Source organism: Bradyrhizobium macuxiense (assembly GCF_007993935.1).
Taxonomy (GTDB): Bacteria; Pseudomonadota; Alphaproteobacteria; order Rhizobiales; family Xanthobacteraceae; genus Bradyrhizobium; species Bradyrhizobium macuxiense_A.
In genome coordinates this window covers 77518-93460 of the sequence record NZ_VITY01000003.1, presented here as the reverse complement: position 1 = coordinate 93460, position 15943 = coordinate 77518, and the positions used below count along the sequence as shown (strand labels likewise).

Annotated in this window: 12 protein-coding genes and 1 pseudogene; 7 read left to right on the top strand and 6 right to left on the bottom strand. The window is 65.1% G+C overall.

Annotated features, from left to right (window positions below; genetic code table 11):
- Positions 1-149 precede the first annotated feature (149 nt).
- Positions 150-356: a hypothetical protein gene (locus FBZ93_RS08315; protein WP_016840474.1), complete on the bottom strand. Its 207-nt coding sequence runs from the start codon at positions 354-356 to the stop codon at positions 150-152.
- A gap of 53 nt (positions 357-409) precedes the next feature.
- On the bottom strand, positions 410-538 hold the full coding sequence (locus FBZ93_RS41720) for a hypothetical protein (protein WP_283810815.1): 129 nt from the start codon (positions 536-538) through the stop codon (positions 410-412).
- A gap of 158 nt (positions 539-696) precedes the next feature.
- Between FBZ93_RS41720 and FBZ93_RS08310 the strand changes: the two genes are divergently transcribed.
- Together FBZ93_RS08310 and FBZ93_RS08305 are read left to right on the top strand one after the other, a co-directional pair.
- On the top strand, positions 697-1476 hold the full coding sequence (locus tag FBZ93_RS08310; RefSeq protein WP_146985458.1) for a thermonuclease family protein: 780 nt from the start codon (positions 697-699) through the stop codon (positions 1474-1476).
- A 102-nt stretch (positions 1477-1578) separates the two neighbouring features.
- Positions 1579-4047 (top strand): PAS domain-containing hybrid sensor histidine kinase/response regulator, encoded by a 2469-nt coding sequence (locus tag FBZ93_RS08305; RefSeq protein ID WP_246667412.1) that lies wholly within the window; start codon positions 1579-1581, stop codon positions 4045-4047.
- A gap of 18 nt (positions 4048-4065) precedes the next feature.
- Here the strand turns inward: FBZ93_RS08305 and FBZ93_RS08300 are convergent, their stop codons facing one another.
- From FBZ93_RS08300 to FBZ93_RS08285, 4 genes are all read right to left on the bottom strand, one after another.
- Positions 4066-4362, bottom strand: a complete 297-nt coding sequence (locus FBZ93_RS08300) for a septal ring lytic transglycosylase RlpA family protein (protein ID WP_246667411.1) — start codon at positions 4360-4362, stop codon at positions 4066-4068.
- A gap of 122 nt (positions 4363-4484) precedes the next feature.
- Positions 4485-7196: a bifunctional diguanylate cyclase/phosphodiesterase gene (locus FBZ93_RS08295; RefSeq protein WP_146985456.1), complete on the bottom strand. Its 2712-nt coding sequence runs from the start codon at positions 7194-7196 to the stop codon at positions 4485-4487.
- A gap of 140 nt (positions 7197-7336) precedes the next feature.
- Complete coding sequence (locus FBZ93_RS08290; RefSeq protein WP_146985455.1) at positions 7337-7846, bottom strand: hypothetical protein; 510 nt, start codon at positions 7844-7846, stop codon at positions 7337-7339.
- A gap of 251 nt (positions 7847-8097) precedes the next feature.
- Entirely contained in the window at positions 8098-8592 is a 495-nt protein-coding gene (locus FBZ93_RS08285; RefSeq protein ID WP_146985454.1) for an ArsI/CadI family heavy metal resistance metalloenzyme, read from the bottom strand.
- Positions 8593-8686: 94 nt separating this feature from the next.
- Here FBZ93_RS08285 and FBZ93_RS08280 point away from each other — a divergent pair.
- The 5 genes and pseudogenes from FBZ93_RS08280 (at position 8687) to FBZ93_RS08260 (ending at position 15888) form a co-directional block, all read left to right on the top strand.
- Positions 8687-8910 (top strand): annotated as a pseudogene (locus tag FBZ93_RS08280) (hypothetical protein).
- A 92-nt stretch (positions 8911-9002) separates the two neighbouring features.
- Positions 9003-9353, top strand: a complete 351-nt coding sequence (locus FBZ93_RS08275; protein ID WP_146985453.1) for a hypothetical protein — start codon at positions 9003-9005, stop codon at positions 9351-9353.
- Positions 9354-9466: 113 nt separating this feature from the next.
- Positions 9467-10690: an efflux RND transporter periplasmic adaptor subunit gene (locus FBZ93_RS08270; RefSeq protein WP_146985452.1), complete on the top strand. Its 1224-nt coding sequence runs from the start codon at positions 9467-9469 to the stop codon at positions 10688-10690.
- Positions 10683-13907: an efflux RND transporter permease subunit gene (locus FBZ93_RS08265; RefSeq protein WP_146985451.1), complete on the top strand. Its 3225-nt coding sequence runs from the start codon at positions 10683-10685 to the stop codon at positions 13905-13907. Before FBZ93_RS08270 ends, FBZ93_RS08265 begins: the two co-directional genes overlap by 8 nt.
- Positions 13908-14046: 139 nt before the next feature.
- Positions 14047-15888, top strand: coding sequence for an alkaline phosphatase family protein (locus FBZ93_RS08260; RefSeq protein ID WP_146985450.1), 1842 nt, complete (start codon positions 14047-14049; stop codon positions 15886-15888).
- Positions 15889-15943: the final 55 nt, after the last annotated feature.

Below are 15943 nucleotides of genomic sequence, written 5' to 3'. Positions count from 1 at the left end.
AGGAATTGGGCTTTGGCAGGATTTCCTCCCCGCGCAATCCGGCACGGGCGTAACCACTCCGTTGGTACAGCAAATTGCCCCGGAGGCAACGGTCTAATGCGATCCCTGCCGGCGCTGGGCCGGTCCTTCGCGGTAGCCCGAGGGGGACTTCAGCCCGAATAGGTCTTGAAGCGGCCGCGGGAATGGGCCTTGGCGACGGCTTTCATCAGCTCGCTGACCTCATTCTCCAGGAATTCATTGGCCACGATCAGCGCCCGGATCGTCGCGCGCAGATTCCCGCCGCAGGCGGAAATCGCCTGATCGACAGCCGCTTCCAGCCCGTCATCGTCGTCAGATTCGGGCCGCGCAGACATCATGAGGTATCCGGGATTGAGGTGACGCATCATGTTCCTATTTTGTTCTCATCAAGTCAATCGGATCTTTGATCGGATGCCGCCACTTCGGCGGCCTGCTTCTTCCGCCGCCAGCGCGCGAGACATTGCAGGATCCAGATGTCGGTCACGACGTCGACGATGGCGTTGATGATGAACTCGGCCATGTCAGCATCCCTTCAATGACAACGGACCTCCGTTCTACGTCGCGGAAAGCCGGTCGGGATGTGACGGCGCGCACGCACCGTTCGCGAACAGTCCTTGGTTGGATCGTACCGGCCTGTGCTAGAAGTCCGGTTGCCCGCCAAAGATCTGAAGTGAGAAAATGCGGTTTCGAAATCCGGTCATCACGACGCTTCTCCTGACATGCCTGTCCGCAAGCCCCGTCCCGTCTGCGACGGCCGGCCCCGCGGTCACTGCGGTCATCAAGGACGCCGGCACCGTTCAGCTCGGCAACACGACCTATCGGCTCGACGGCATCGACGCGCCGGCGGTCGACCAGCTCTGCATCGACGAGCATGCCGACGTCTGGTCCTGCGGAATGGAAGCGCGCGACCAGCTGACCAAGCTGATCGACGGCAAGCCTGTTCATTGCGACGATATCGGCGTCGATCCGAGCTTCAAGAAGCGCCGCCTCGGCGTCTGCAAGATCGAGGGCGATCCGACCAGCCTCAGCCAGGTGCTGGTACAGAAGGGCTACGCTCTCAATCTCGAGGGGTCGGCCACTGGCCGATTCAAGCCGGATGAAGCCACGGCCAAGGACAACCGCGCGGGGCTGTGGAAAGGCTGCTTCGTGGCGCCACGCGATTTTCGTACCGCCAGGAAGGACGGCGCCCTGTTCGGCAATGCCTGCCCGGCCGATCGCGACACCCAGATCCGCGACGCGCTCTTCCCCGCCGACCTGCCGATGCCGGCGAGCTGCAACATCAAGGGCAAGTACGCGGTGCGCGCCCGCGTCACCGGCAATATCGGCATCTATCATCTGCAGGCGTGCCGCAGTTACCCGGGCCTCGGCAATCCGGATCGCTGGTTCTGCACCGAAGAGGATGCGCAGGCCGCCGGGTTCCGCAGGGCCTATAATTGCCGTCCACCCAAGAACAAGTAATGCGCAAGTGAAGTGCGAGTGAGGGGTAAGTGAGCGCCGTAAATCACGCTGGCAAAGCTGCCTCGTCCTGTGTGAGACTGCGCCTAGAGGTTGCCGGCGCGAATGACCCCACCCGATCCCTCTGATGTGCTTCCCGAAGCTGCGGCAGCCGAACGGCTGCGGCAGCACCTCGAGGAAATCGCGCGCGAACGCGATCGCGCGCATCGCGAGCTGCAGGAGCGCGAGGCCGAGCTGGCGCGGATCCAGCGCATTGCGCGGGTCGGCGGGCTCGAGATCGATTTCCGCGACGGCGTGCGCAACCGCCGCTCCCCCGAATATCTGCTGGTGCACGGCCTGCCGCCCGAGGAGGTCAACGAGACCTATGAGAACTGGGTCGCGCGCATTCACCCCGACGATCGCGAACGCACGATCAAGCACCTGTTCGAAGTGCTCAAGGCCGGCGGCGAGGATTACACCGCCGAATACCGCATCATCCGCCCGAACGACGGTGAGAGTCGCTGGATCCGCGTCGTCGCCAAGATCGAGCGCGACCGTAGCGGCCGCGCGTTGCGGCTGGTCGGCGCCGATCTCGACGTCACCGATCAGATGCTGGCGCAGGAAACCCTGCGCGAGAGCGAGGAACGCTTCCGCCTGATCGCCGACAGCGCGCCGGTCCCGATCTGGGTGACCAAGCTCGACCGTACCCGCTCCTTCGCCAACCAGGCCTATCTCGACTTCCTCGGACTGCCGTTCGAGGAAGCGATCGTGTTCGACTGGCGCAAGGCGCTGCATCCTGACGACCTGCCGAAAATTCTGCAGGAGCAGATCACCGGCGAGCTCTCGCTCAAGCCGTTCGTGCTCGAGGCGCGCTACCGGAACGCCAAGGGCGACTGGCGCTGGCTGCGCTCGGAATCGCAGCCGCGCTGGGACCCGAACGGCAAGCATATCGGCTTCATCGGCGTCGCCCATGACATCACCGCGGCCAAGGAAGCCGAGATCGAGCTGCGCAAGCTCAACGAATCGCTGGAGCGGCGCATCCTGGAGCGCACCGCCCAGCTCGAGTCCCGCGAGGCGCAGACGCGCGCGATCCTGGAAACCAGCCATCAATATCAGATGCTGCTCAACCGCGACGGCGGCCTGCTCTACACCAACCAGACTGCGCTCGCCGGCATCCGCGCCGAGGCCACTGACGTCGTCGGCAAGCCGTTCTGGGACACGCCGTGGTTCACTGCGACCGACGGCGTGCCGCGCGTGATCCAGAATGCTTTCGCGACCGCGATGCGCGGCGAAGAGGTCAAGATCGAGCTGCAATTGCAACTGCCGATCGGCGAGCGCTATTTCGATTTCGCGATGCGGCCGCTGCAGGACCAGCACGGCACGATCGTCGGCGCCGTGCCCGAGGCGGTCGACATCACCGAGCGGCGCCGCGGCGAGGAAGCCCTGCGGCAATCGCAGAAGATGGAAGCGGTCGGCCAGCTCACCGGCGGCGTCGCGCACGACTTCAACAATCTGCTCACCATCATCCGCTCCGCGACCGACTTCCTGCGCCGCCGCGACCTGCCGGACGAGCGGCGCCGCCGCTACATCGACGCGATCGCCGAGACCGTCGAGCGCGCCTCCAAGCTCACCGCGCAGCTGTTGGCGTTCGCGCGCAGGCAACCGCTCAATCCCGAAGTGTTCAATGTCGGGACCCAGGTCGATAGCGTGACGCAGCTGATCCGCCCACTGGTCGGCGCACGGATCCACATCGAAGTCAGGATCGAGGATCCCGACTGTTTTGCGATCGCCGATATCGGCCAGTTCGAGACCGCGATGATCAATCTCGCGGTCAACGGCCGCGATGCGATGAACGGCGAAGGCCAGCTGACGATCGGCGTCAGGAAGGTCAAGCACATCCCTGCCCTGCGCGCGCAGGCCTCGCGCAGCGGCGATTTCGTCACGGTCTCGATCCAGGATACGGGCACCGGCATCTCGCCGGAAAATCTCGATGCGATCTTCGAACCGTTCTTCACGACCAAGGAGGTCGGCAAGGGAACGGGCCTCGGGCTGAGCCAGGCCTTCGGCTTCGTCAAGCAATCCGATGGCGACATCGAGGTCACCTCTACGCCGGGGCAAGGCGCGACCTTCACGATCTATCTGCCGCAGGCGATGCGCCCGGTCGACGCCAAGATCGCGACCAGCGCGGGCGCCGAGCAGGCCTCGATCGGCCGCGGCTATCGCGTCCTCGTGGTCGAGGACAACGACGATGTCGGCCAGTTTTCCACCGAGCTGCTCGAGGATCTCGGCTATTCGGTCAAGCGCGCGGCGAATGCCAATGCAGCGCTGTCGATCCTCACCGAGAACGAGTTCGCGGCCGACCTCGTGTTCTCCGACGTGATCATGCCCGGCATGAACGGCGTCGAGCTCGCCGGCGTCATCCGCGATCGCTTTCCCGGCCTGCCGGTGGTGTTGACCAGCGGCTACAGCAACGTGCTCGCCGAGAACGCGCATAGCGGCTTCGAACTGATCCAGAAGCCCTATTCGGTCGAGGCGCTGTCGCGCACGCTCCGCAAGGCGATCGCCGAGCAGCGTGCGACCGCCTCCAAGCCCTGACCTAACGCCGGGCGCGCGCTACTCGATCACCACATGCGCGACGCCAAGCTGCATGATGCCGAGCGCCCGGGCCGCGGTGGTCGAGACATCGATGATCCGCCCGCGAATGAACGGGCCGCGGTCGTTGACGCGGCAGCGGATCGATTTCCCCTGATAGGACACAGTGATCATGCTGCCGAACGGCCGCCTGCGATGCGCGCAGGTCATCTCGCCGCTTCTGCCGATGCCATGATAATAGGACGCAAGGCCGCTTTCCGCGTTCGCCACGCACGAGGTAAACAGCAGCATGGCCGCGGACGTTATTGCGGTTCTCATTGATCGCCTGCCGGTCGAGCCCCGCAAGGGAACGCGGTTCCATCGTTTCGGTTCCGGGTCGGCCGCGTCGGCAGGTCGATTTCAGGGAATTTTTCTGCGGAAACCCGCGCCGGGCAGCGCGCTCAGGCGGCGTCCTCGACGCTATCGGCCGCGAGCAGCGTCCGGACGTCCTGCGCGGGAACCGGTTTGCTGAACAAATAGCCCTGCATCTGCGTGCAGCCGAGCATCTGCACGGTGTCGCGCTGCTGATCGGTCTCGACGCCCTCGGCTGTCGTGATCATGTTGCGGTCGGCGGCGATCGAGACCACCGCCCGGATGATCGAGGCCGAGCCTGAGTTGCGGGTGACTTCCTTGACGAAGCTGCGGTCGATCTTGATCTTGTCGAACGGGAAGCGCTGCAGATATTGCAGCGACGAGTAGCCGGTGCCGAAATCGTCGAGCGCGATGTGGACGCCGAGCGCGCGGAGCTGGCCGAGCGTAACCAGCGCCGCATCGTCATCGGCGATCAGCACCGCCTCGGTAATCTCGAGCTCGAGCCGGCGCGGATCGAGCCCGCTCTCGGCAAGCGCGCTTGCAACCTTGAGCGCCAGCGTCTCCGACTTGAACTGGATCGGCGACACGTTGACCGCGAGGCGCACATGCGCCGGCCAGGCTGCCGCCTCGATGCAGGCGGTGCGCAACACCCACTGCCCGATCTCCTCGATCAACCCGGTCTCCTCGGCAAGCGGAATGAACTCCGCCGGCGAGACCATGCCGCGCACCGGATGACGCCAGCGCAGCAGCGCCTCGCAGCCGGTCACCTCGTCGCTGCGCAGGTCGACCAGCGGCTGGTAGTGCAGTTCGAAGCCGCCCTCGGCCAGCGCGGTGCGCAGATCGCCCTCCAGCGCGCGGCGCAGATTGGCCTGCTTCTCCATCGCCGGGTCGAAGAAGCGATAGGTCCTGCGGCCGGCGGCCTTGGCCGCGTACATGGCAAGGTCAGCGCATTTCAGCAGGCCGAACAGGTCGGAGCCGTGGCGCGGGGCGATCGCAATCCCGATGCTGGCATCGCTCGACAGCCAATGGCCGAGGCAGTCGAACGGCGCGCGCAGCGATTGATAGACGCGCGCGACCAGATCGCTGACGTCGTCGTCCGAGGCGATATCATGCTGGACGATCGCGAACTCATCGCCGCCGAGGCGTGCGATGAAGTCGTTCAATCCGACCGACTGGCGCAGCTTCTCGGCCACGCGCCTGAGGAATTCATCGCCGATCAGATGGCCCAACGTGTCGTTGATCCGCTTGAACTCGTCGATGTCGATGTAGTGGATCGCGAATTCGTGCACGGTGGTCTCGCGCAACAACTCTTCGGCGTGGCGCTGGAGCAGCGTCCGGTTCGGCAGATTGGTCAGGGCATCGTAATGCGCGAGATACTCGATCCGCGCCTGAGCGCGGCGCCCGTCGGTGACATCCTCGAGCGTGGTGGCCCAGCCGCCGTCCGGCGCCCGCTTGTAGATCAGGCGGATGCTGCGGCCGTCAGGCGTCATGATCACGGAGTCCCGGATCTCGTCACCCCTGGGATTGGTGAAGCGGGCGCAGTATTCATCGACGTCGCCCACGAATGAACCGATCGCCTGGCGATGCACGATCAGGTCGCGCAGATGGCAGCCGGGCCTCACGATATCGGGCGATAGGTCGAACATGTCGATGTATTGCTGGTTGCAGATCACGAGCCGCGCCGAGGCATCGAACAGCAGCAGCCCCTGCGTCATGGTGTTGATCGCGGTGTCGAGGTGCTGGCTCTTCTCGGACAGCCGCCGCTGCGCCGCGTCGTGCTGCCGCTGCAACTGACGGACGATCAGGAAGATCGTCATGACGACAATCAGCACCGCAAGCACCGCGGCGCAGAACTGCAGCTTGGTCTGGGCGCGCCAGTCCTCCAGTGCGCTGGAGGTCCTGGTGGTGGCAAGGATCATGATCGGAAAGTGCGACAGCGATCTCACCGCGCCGACATTCTCCTCTCCTGAAGTGCCGACGAACCGGCCCGACGTATTGCCGCCAAGACCGATGACCTTCCGGAACAGCGATTGGTCGCTGATGTTGCGGCCGACCACGCCGGCATCCTGCGGATAGCGCGCGATGATCGTGCCGTCGCGGTGGATCATCGAGATCACGGTGTCGCCGTTCAGTGCCAGCGAGGCCACGAAATCCTCGAAATGGCTTGGCTCGACGCCGCGGCTCGCAAAGCCGATGATCTCACCGTTGCGCCCGGTGATCTTGCGCGCAAAGATCGTGGTCCAGTTGCCGGTCACCTTGCTCATCGCGGGTTCGACGATCACGGGCGACGTCGGCCGCCCCGAGGTGAACTCCTGGAAATAACGCCGGTCCGCAATGCTGATATCGGGCACCGGCCACATCTCGGACGAGTTGATCAGCCAGCCCTTGGCGTTGAACAGATTGAGCCCGCCGACATGCGGCAGCGCCGCCAGCCGCGTGCGCAGCATCTCGTGCGCGCTCAAGAGCGACATGTTCTTTTCGAACTGGTCGGCGGTATCGACCTGCTCCGACCGCAGATAATTCACGATGTCGTCGTGGACATGCTGGAGATCGCTAAGCTGCTGGTCGAAATGCCGCGACAGCAGCAGCGCGGTGTTGTTGAGCTCGCGTTCGGACGTCTCCAGCGTGCGCTCGCGAAACTGCAGCGCGAGATAGCCGGTGCCAAGCGCGATCGCGAGCACCAGCAGCGCGGCACTCAGGACGAGCCACTGAATGGCGCCGAACCTGGCGGCACGCAACACATCCTTGATCGACAGCCGCCGGTGTTCCGGCATCATGCTGCTCGTTGAGACAACCGACATTTTCCTGCCCCTGCGCGTGCCCTTCTACGGGAACACAACCCAAGGGGTCGTTAGGAAAATCAGTTATCGGAACGTTAAGGTGGATGCGGAGCTGAACGCGGTGCGCACCAGGATCCTCAGGAGGCGGCCGCCGCGGGCGACTATGCCGCCTCCTTCATGCTGCACTCGATCAACGCGCCTTCGATGGTGAATTTCGAGAATGGCGAGAACGGCGTCACGGCCTTGAGCGCCGCGAAGAATTGCGAGTCACCCGGGCTCTTCAGGAGAAACCGGATGTGGTTCGCCGACAGCGCATCGCGCGAGAGCCAGACGACGCCGGAGAACAGCGCCACCAGCATCTGTGCATAATCGCCGAGATCGGCGACGCCGAGATCGTAGATCGGAGACACATTGACGAAACGCGCGCTGAGCGCCGGCGCCGAGTATCGGCTCATCAGAAGACGCCGGACCTGGCAGACCGAATGAACCCGCTCGCCGTCGGTCAGATGATACAGCCCTTGACTGTCGCCCTCCCTCGCCGTCAGCGCCTCAAAGGCGCTGATGCCGCCGAAAGTGGCAAAGTCCTCTCCGACGCCTTCAGCGTCCTTCTTCCATTGTGCCTTGATCTGACGCCAGGACCGCTCAGGGTCCTTGAGTGGCAAAAGCCGCATGGTTAAGGGGCTGTTAGCACGGAGGGGAGTCGTCGTGGGATAATATGTCGCAGGCATTAAGCCTTTGCTTACAGCGGTAGCCCGTTGCGCCGACGTCGCGACTGCGTGGCCGCCCCTTAGCGTTGCGTAGCCCGGATGAAGCGCAGCGTAATCCGGGGAGCTGTATCAGCGGTTGGCGCGCTCCCGGATTTCGCTGCGCTTCATCCGGGCTACGAGGACTTCGACCCCTGGTCCGCGCGACCGCCGCGAACTCACGATTTGCAGCAAGCCGAAGCGGCGGGCGGCGCGGCCTGCGGTTGCGGGGCGCAACACGCGCTCTGCTTGCCGTCCTGCTTCTCGTGCGCGACACGCGCGGTCCGCTCGCCGGTGCCGTCGCCATAGACGATGCTCTCGCCCGTCGTGTGGAAGGTCTCCCACGCGATCCCCGCGGGATCGTCGATCCACGACTTCTCGGACTTGGCATAGCAGCACACCGTCTGGCCCTGCTCGATGACCTCGCCGCCCGCCTTGCGCAGCCGTCCATAGACCTCGCCGAGCTCTTCGGCGCTCTCGACCTGAATGCCGAGATGATCGAGACCCGACTCGCGGCCGCGGGTCGAGATCGCGAAGTTGACGCGGGGATCGTCGAGCATCCATTTGGCATAATCGGATTTCACGACCGAAGGCTCGGCCCCGAACAGCGCCGAGTAGAAGCCGACCGATTGCGGTATGTCCTTGACGGCGACGTGAACATGCATGCGCTTCATGGGGCAGTCCTTTCGGGCGGCGACGCTGGATGGACATTCCATCCCAAGCGCGCTCAGATATCAACATTGTTGCAACAGGAGTTCTACTTGCGGAATGGATGCGCTGACGCTGTTCGGATTGTTCGCCGTGACCATGATGCTCGTCTGCTACGCGAGGATCGCAGTCCCTGGTTCATCCTGGCCTTCGCCGTCTCCTGCGCGCTCGGCTCAGCCTACGGCTTCCTGCAGGGCGCGTGGCCGTTCGGCCTCGTTGAGGCGATCTGGGCCGTCGTCGCAGCGCGCCGCTGGCTGCTGCGCCGAACCGCTGAGCGCGTGTAACGTTATAGTATCCACGGCCAATGTGTCGCGGCGCCGAACTTGAATGCGCACGCTTGCGGCGCTAAGTAGGCCGCATGGCGGCATCGCGCACCATGATTCAGTCTTCCGCTCACGCAACGAGGCCGCGCCGCTGGCGCAGCCTGCTTGCGGGACTGATTTCGCTTGCGCTGGTGCTGTCGTTCTTCCACGGCTGGGCCTTCGACGGCGATGACGATGCGGCCCCCGCCTTCTCGATCGCGCAGTCGATCAACGACACCGGCGGCAAGGCTCCCGCGCATCCGGCCTCACTGCATGGCGATCACTGCCTGACGCACGTCGCCTCGGTGGCTCCGCAGGAGACGGCGTTCCCGATCGCCTATGCGCCGCATAGCTATGGCGACAGCCGCATCGAGCTGCCGGCATCGGCCGAGCGCCTCTCTCCATTCAAACCACCCCGCGCCTGATCCGGTCGGCATGACCGGCCATGCGCCGCTGCCATCAGGCCGCGCGCAGGCTTCCGCACAGATCGATGTCGCGACAGCGCAGGGCCATCGGCATGCGCTGCGGAGAGGCGCATATGAAACGGATTGTTCTATTTTTCGCCGGCGTGGCCGCCGGCATCACGCTGGTCTTTCTGGTGGCCGGGTGGATCGGCTGGCCGGTCAAGTTCCCGGGCACGACGCAGGAAACTGCAACCGCGAGTCCAGAGAAAGTCGAGGCCAAGCATGAGGCCCCCGGACATGTCGAGCTGAGCGAAGATCAGATTCGCGAGGCCGGCATCACGATCGCACAGGCCGGCGGCGGCATGCTGAAGCGGCACTTCCTCGCGCCGGGATCGCTGATCCCCGATGCCGACCATATCGGCCGCGTCTCGGTGCGCGTGCTCGCAACCGTCACGGAACTGCGCAAGCGCCTCGGCGACGTCGTCGAGAAGGGCGAGATCGTCGCGGCGATCGAAAGCCGCGAGGTCGCCGACGCCAAGAGCGAATACCTCGCCGCTCGGCTCACCAACGATCTACAACAGACCCTCTACGCGCGGCAAAAGACGCTGGTCGAGACCCGCATCGTGTCGGAAAACGAGTTCCTGCGCACGCGGCTGACCGCGAACGACGCGCAGATCAAGCTCGACGGCGCACGGCAGAAACTGTTCGCGCTCGGCCTGTCGGAAAGCGAGATCGCCGATCTGCCCAACCAGCCCCCCGAGAGCCTGCGGACCCAGTTCCTGCGTGCGCCGATCAGCGGCCGGGTCTCCGAACGCCGTGTCGATCTCGGCGGATTGATCGGGCGCGAGGGCCAGGAAAGCGAGCTCTACGTCATCGTCAATCTCGACGACATCTGGGTTGATCTCGCGGTTTCACCGGAGGACATCAACGCGGTCCGCGAAGGCGTTTCGGTGAAGATCCGCGCCATCGGCACCGAGGACGAAGCCAGCGCCGGCGTGATCTTCGTCAGCCCCCTGCTCGACCGCGAGACCCGCAACGCCCGCGTGATCGCGACCATGCCCAACAGGGATCACCGCTGGAAGCCGGGCACCTTCGTCACCGCGGAGGTGCCGCTGTCCGGCGCGCCGTCGACCGTGATCGTGTCGAAGAAGGCGCTTCAAACCATCAAGGGGACGCCGACCGTGTTCGTGCGCGATGCCGACGGCTTCGAGGCGAGGTCGGTGCGGACCGGCCGCGAGGACGACGACGATATCGAGATCGTTTCGGGTCTCGCTGCCGGCGAGACCATCGCGGTACAGAACACCTTCACGCTGAAGGCGGAGGTCGAAAAGGACGAGGCGGAGCACGGCCATGATTGAGCGCATCATCGGTCTTGCGATCCAGCGGCGCTGGGTCGTCGTCACCCTGGCGGCGATCCTGATGTTCCTCGGCGGCCTCGCATTGACGAAGCTCCCGATCGACGCAGTGCCCGACATCACCAACAAGCAGGTGCAGATCAACACCGTGGCGCCTGCGCTGTCGCCGGCTGAGATCGAGAAGCAGATCACCTTCCCGATCGAAACAGCACTCGCCGGCGCGCCGGGACTGGAGAGCACACGCTCGCTCTCCCGCAACGGCTTCTCGCAGATCACGGCGGTGTTCAGCGAAGCCACTGACATCTATTTCGCCCGCCAGCAGGTCGGCGAGCGCTTGACCGAAGTGCGCGCGCGCCTGCCGCAGGGTATCGAGCCGCGGATCGGCCCGACCTCGACCGGTCTTGGCGAAATCTACATGTGGACCGTGCATTACTCCGGCGAAAAGGTACAGACTGACGGATCGCCGGGCCTGCAAAGCGACGGCCGCTTCGTCACGGCGGACGGCCAAATGCTGCAAAGCGAGGTCGAGAAGGACGCCTATCTGCGCACGGTGCAGGACTGGATCATCAAGCCTCAGATCAAGATGGTGCCGGGTGTCGCCGGCGTCGATTCGATCGGCGGCTACCTCAAGCAGTACCAGGTGCATCCCGATGCAGCGAAGCTGATCGCGCTCGGCCTCACCTTTGCCGACGTCGCCAAGGCGATCGAAACCAACAATGTCAGCCGCGGTGCGCGCTACATCGAGCGCAACGGCGAAGGCTTCGTGGTCCGCTCCGGCGGTCGCCTGGAGAACATCGAGGAATTGGGCGCCGTCGTCGTCACCACCCGCGGCGGCGTCCCGGTCCGGATCCGCGATCTCGCGACGCTTTCGATCGGCGGCGAGACACGCACCGGCAGCGCCAGCGAGAACGGCCGCGAGGTCGTGGTCGGCACCGCGCTGATGCTGATCGGCGCCAACAGCCGCACCGTGTCGGCGGCGGTCGATGCCAAGCTACGCGCGATCACGCCGTCGCTGCCGGCCGGCGTCAAGGTCGAGACGGTGCTGGATCGCACCCAGCTGGTCGATGCGACGATCGGCACCGTAGCGCGCAACCTCGGCGAAGGCGCGCTGCTCGTGATCGCGGTGCTGTTCGTGCTGCTCGGCAATTTCCGGGCAGCATTGATCACGGCGCTGGTCATCCCGATCGCGATGCTGATGACCGCTATCGGCATGTGGCAGGGCCGTATCGGCGCCAACCTGATGAGCCTCGGCGCGCTGGATTTCGGCCTGATCGTCGACGGCGCGGTCATCATCACCGAGAACAGCCTGCGTCACCTCGCCGAGAAGCAACACGCGCTCGGCCGCGCGCTGACGCGCGACGAACGGCTGGCGACGGTGCGGGCCTCCGCTGTCGAGATGGTGCAGCCGAGCCTTTACGGTCAGGCCATCATCCTGCTGGTCTATGTCCCGCTGCTCACCTTCACCGGCGTCGAAGGCAAGATGTTCGAGCCGATGGCGCTCACCGTGATCCTCGCGCTCGCCGCCGCCTTCGTGCTGTCGCTGACGCTGGTGCCCGCGCTGATCGCGATCGGCATCACCGGTCGGGTCCGGGAAAAGGAGAACTGGCTCGTCGCCGCGTTGAAGCGCTGGTACAGCCCGCTGCTGCGGCGCGCGGTTGCAACGCCCATTCCCGTCATCGCGGCGGCGGTCGTGCTGTTCGCAACCGCCCTGTTTGGGTTCTTCCGCCTCGGCCAGGAGTTCATCCCCTCGCTCGACGAGAAGAACATCGCCATGCACGCGCTCAGAATTCCGAGCACGGCACTGTCGCAGTCGCAGGCGATGCAACTCTCCGTCGAGAAGGCCGTCAGCCGCTTTCCGCAGGTGTCGTTCGTGTTCTCCAAGACCGGCACCGCGGAGGTCGCGAGCGACCCGATGCCGCCGAACGCGTCCGACACCTTCATCATCCTCAAGCCCCGCGCGCAGTGGCCGGATCCGTCACTGACCAAGGAGCAGCTGATCGAGGAGATCTCAAAGGCGGTCGGCCGGCTGCCCGGCAATGTCTACGAATTCACCCAGCCGATCCAGATGCGCTTCAACGAACTGCTTGCTGGCGTTCGCGGCGACATCGCGGTCAAGGTGTTCGGCGACGAGTTCGAACCGATGCAGAAAGCTGCCAATCAGATCGCTGCGGCGCTGCGCGGCGTGCGCGGTGCGACCGACGTCAAGGTCGAGCAGGCGGGCGGCCTGCCCGTGCTCGAGATCAAGGTCGACAAGGCGGCCATTGCCCGGCGAGGCCTCAGCGTCGCCGAGGTCCAGGACGTGATCGGTGCCGCGGTCGGCGGCCAGGACGCCGGGGTCGTGTACGAGGGCGATCGCAGCTTCGATATCGTGGTGCGGCTGCCGGAGAGCGTGCGTTCCGATCTCGAGGCGTTGAGCAATCTGCCGGTCGCCTTGCCCAAGGCAACGCCGAGTTCGCCGGTGCAGAGCCTGCCGCTCAACCGCGTCGCGCAGTTCTCCTTCACCGAAGGGCCGAACCAGATCAGCCGCGAGAACGGCAAGCGCCGTATCGTGGTGACCGCCAATGTCCGCGGCCGCGATCTCGGCTCGGTGGTCGAGGAAGCGCAGGCCAAGGTCGCGCAATCCGTGGCGCTGCCGCCCGGCTACTGGATGAGCTGGGGCGGCCAGTCCGAGAATCTCGCCGCGGCGCGTCAGCGACTTGGCGTCGTGGTGCCGGCCTGTTTTGCCATGATCTTCCTGTTGCTGCTGGCGGCGATGGGCTCAGTGCGCGATGCGCTGCTCGTGTTCAGCGCGGTGCCGCTGGCGCTGACCGGCGGCATCGCGGCGCTGTGGCTGCGCGGCATGCCGTTCTCGATCTCGGCGGCAGTCGGCTTCATCGCGCTGTCGGGCGTTGCGGTGCTGAACGGGCTCGTGATGCTGAGCTTCGTCAGACAGCTTCGTGAGCAAGGGGTACCGATGCGGGAGGCCATCGAGCAAGGCGCCCTCACCCGCTTCCGGCCCGTTGTGATGACGGCACTGGTGGCCTCGCTCGGCTTCGTGCCGATGGCATTCGCCACCGGCACCGGCGCCGAGGTGCAGAAGCCGCTCGCCACCGTCGTGATCGGCGGCCTGATCAGCGCGACCCTGCTGACGCTTGCCGTGCTGCCCGCGCTCTATGCACGGTACGGGCATGCCGGCAGCGCTGCGCGCAATGAGACGACCGCGATTCAGCCTGCGGAATGACCGCGCGCTGACCGGCAGCCCGCAGAAAAAAACGGCAGTTACAGCGCCGAACCGGCGCTGTAACATTTCTGTCATATGGCAAAACTAAACGAAGTCATGCGGCGGGCTGCCGCAGGGCTTCATCAGGGGGAATAACAAAATGCGCCGTGCCATTACATTGTTGTCCGCGAGCATGATCGCGCTTTCAGCCGGTGCCGCTTCCGCGCAAAACGCAAAACCCCGCAACCTGATCCTGTTCGTCCCCGACGGCTTGCGCGGCGGCATCGTGACGCCGCAGACGGCGCCTGCGATGGCCGAGATCCGCGACAAGGGCGTTCATTTCAAGAATTCGCACTCTCTGTTCCCGACTTTCACGATGGCGAACAGCTCGGCGCTGTCGACCGGCCACTATCTCGGCGACACCGGCACGTTCTCGAACACGATCTTTACCGGTTACACCTCGGTGCCCGCCGGCGACACCGTGGTGCCGTTCATCGAGAACGACGCCGTGCTCGCCGACATCGACGATCACTTCAACGGCGACTACCTCAACGAGGAGACGCTCTTGAAGATGGCCCGCGGCCAGGGTTTCAGCACCGCCGCCATCGGCAAGGTCGGCCCCACCCTGCTGTTCGACCACACCGATCGCGGCAAGAACACGATCGTGGTCGACGATTCCACCGGCGGCAAGACCGGCGTGCCGCTCTCCGACGAGATGAAGGACGCACTGACCAAGGCCGGCCTGCCGCTCGCGACCCCGAGCCGCGGCGACAACGCCAAGGCAGGCGACGCCAAGACGCCGGGCACCACCGTCGCCAACGTCGCGCAGCAGGCCTACATGGCCGACGTCGCGACCAAGGTCGTGCTGCCGATGTTCAAGGCGCGCAACAAGCCGTTCGTGCTGGTGTTCTGGTCGCGCGATCCCGACGGCAGCCAGCACAACACCGGCGACAGCCTCAACACCATCACCCCCGGCATCAACGGCCCGACCTCGATGGCCGGCATCAAGAACGCCGACAACAACCTCGCCCAGCTCCGCAAGGCGCTGGACGAGCTCGGGCTGTCCGCCACCACCAACATTATGGTCTCCTCCGATCACGGCTTCTCGACGATCTCGAAGGAGAGCAAGACCAGCCCCTCGGCCAAGATCGCCTATGACGACACGCCGAAGGATTTCCTGCCGATGGGCTTCCTGGCGATCGATCTCGCCAAGGCGCTGAACCTGCCGCTGTTCGACCCCAACGACAAGAACGCCAAGGTCGCCGACAACGCTCATCCGAAGGCCGGCAACGGCGTGCTCGGCCAGGATCCGGCCAAGCCTGACGTCGTGGTCGCGACCAATGGCGGCTCGGACCTGATCTATCTGCCGAACCGCGACAAGAAGCTTGCCGACCGCGTCATCAAGGCATTGCTCGAGCAGGACTATGTCAGCGGCCTTTTCGTCGACGACAAGCTCGGAAATTTCCCCGGCACGCTGCCGATGTCGAATCTCAACCTGAAGGGCAAGGCGGTGACGCCGAACCCGTCGATCGTGGTCAACTTCCGCTCCTGGTCGAGCGGCTGCGAGATCCCGACCAACTGCTCGGTGCAGATTGCCGACACCGTGCTGCGTCAGGGCCAGGGCATGCATGGCAGCTTCAGCCGCGGCGACACCTACAACTTCACCGCGGCGATCGGCCCCGACTTCAAGGCCGGCTATGTCGATCCGCTGCCGGTCAGCAACGCCGATGTCGGGATGACCGCGGCGCAGCTGCTCGGCCTGCGCACCCCGAACAATGGCGGCTTGATCGGCCGGGTGATGTCGGAAGCGCTGCCGAACGGCATCGTGCCGAAGATGGCCGAGGGCACCCTCGTGTCGAAGAAGCCGTCGGCCAACGGCCTCCGCACCGTGCTGAAATTCCAGCGCGTGCTCTCGACCCGCTATTTCGACGTCGCCGGGTTCCCGGGCCGCACGCTCGGGCTCGAGGAGACCGACGGCAAACAGAAAACGGCGGGGAAGTGATCCCCGCCGCTCTCGCCTGAAGTCTTTTCGTCCGGGATGATGGACGCATCATCCC

Excerpts from the sequence above, each read along its gene's own strand:
- FBZ93_RS08315 (WP_016840474.1), bottom strand. The coding sequence starts at position 356 with ATGATGTCTGCGCGGCCCGAATCTGACGACGATGACGGGCTGGAAGCG.
- FBZ93_RS08305 (WP_246667412.1), top strand. The coding sequence starts at position 1,579 with ATGACCCCACCCGATCCCTCTGATGTGCTTCCCGAAGCTGCGGCAGCC.
- FBZ93_RS08310 (WP_146985458.1), top strand. The coding sequence starts at position 697 with ATGCGGTTTCGAAATCCGGTCATCACGACGCTTCTCCTGACATGCCTG.
- FBZ93_RS08275 (WP_146985453.1), top strand. The coding sequence starts at position 9,003 with ATGATTCAGTCTTCCGCTCACGCAACGAGGCCGCGCCGCTGGCGCAGC.
- FBZ93_RS08270 (WP_146985452.1), top strand. The coding sequence starts at position 9,467 with ATGAAACGGATTGTTCTATTTTTCGCCGGCGTGGCCGCCGGCATCACG.
- FBZ93_RS08300 (WP_246667411.1), bottom strand. The coding sequence starts at position 4,362 with ATGAGAACCGCAATAACGTCCGCGGCCATGCTGCTGTTTACCTCGTGC.
- FBZ93_RS08285 (WP_146985454.1), bottom strand. The coding sequence starts at position 8,592 with ATGAAGCGCATGCATGTTCACGTCGCCGTCAAGGACATACCGCAATCG.
- FBZ93_RS08295 (WP_146985456.1), bottom strand. The coding sequence starts at position 7,196 with ATGTCGGTTGTCTCAACGAGCAGCATGATGCCGGAACACCGGCGGCTG.
- FBZ93_RS08265 (WP_146985451.1), top strand. The coding sequence starts at position 10,683 with ATGATTGAGCGCATCATCGGTCTTGCGATCCAGCGGCGCTGGGTCGTC.
- FBZ93_RS08260 (WP_146985450.1), top strand. The coding sequence starts at position 14,047 with ATGCGCCGTGCCATTACATTGTTGTCCGCGAGCATGATCGCGCTTTCA.
- FBZ93_RS41720 (WP_283810815.1), bottom strand. The coding sequence starts at position 538 with ATGGCCGAGTTCATCATCAACGCCATCGTCGACGTCGTGACCGACATC.
- FBZ93_RS08290 (WP_146985455.1), bottom strand. The coding sequence starts at position 7,846 with ATGCGGCTTTTGCCACTCAAGGACCCTGAGCGGTCCTGGCGTCAGATC.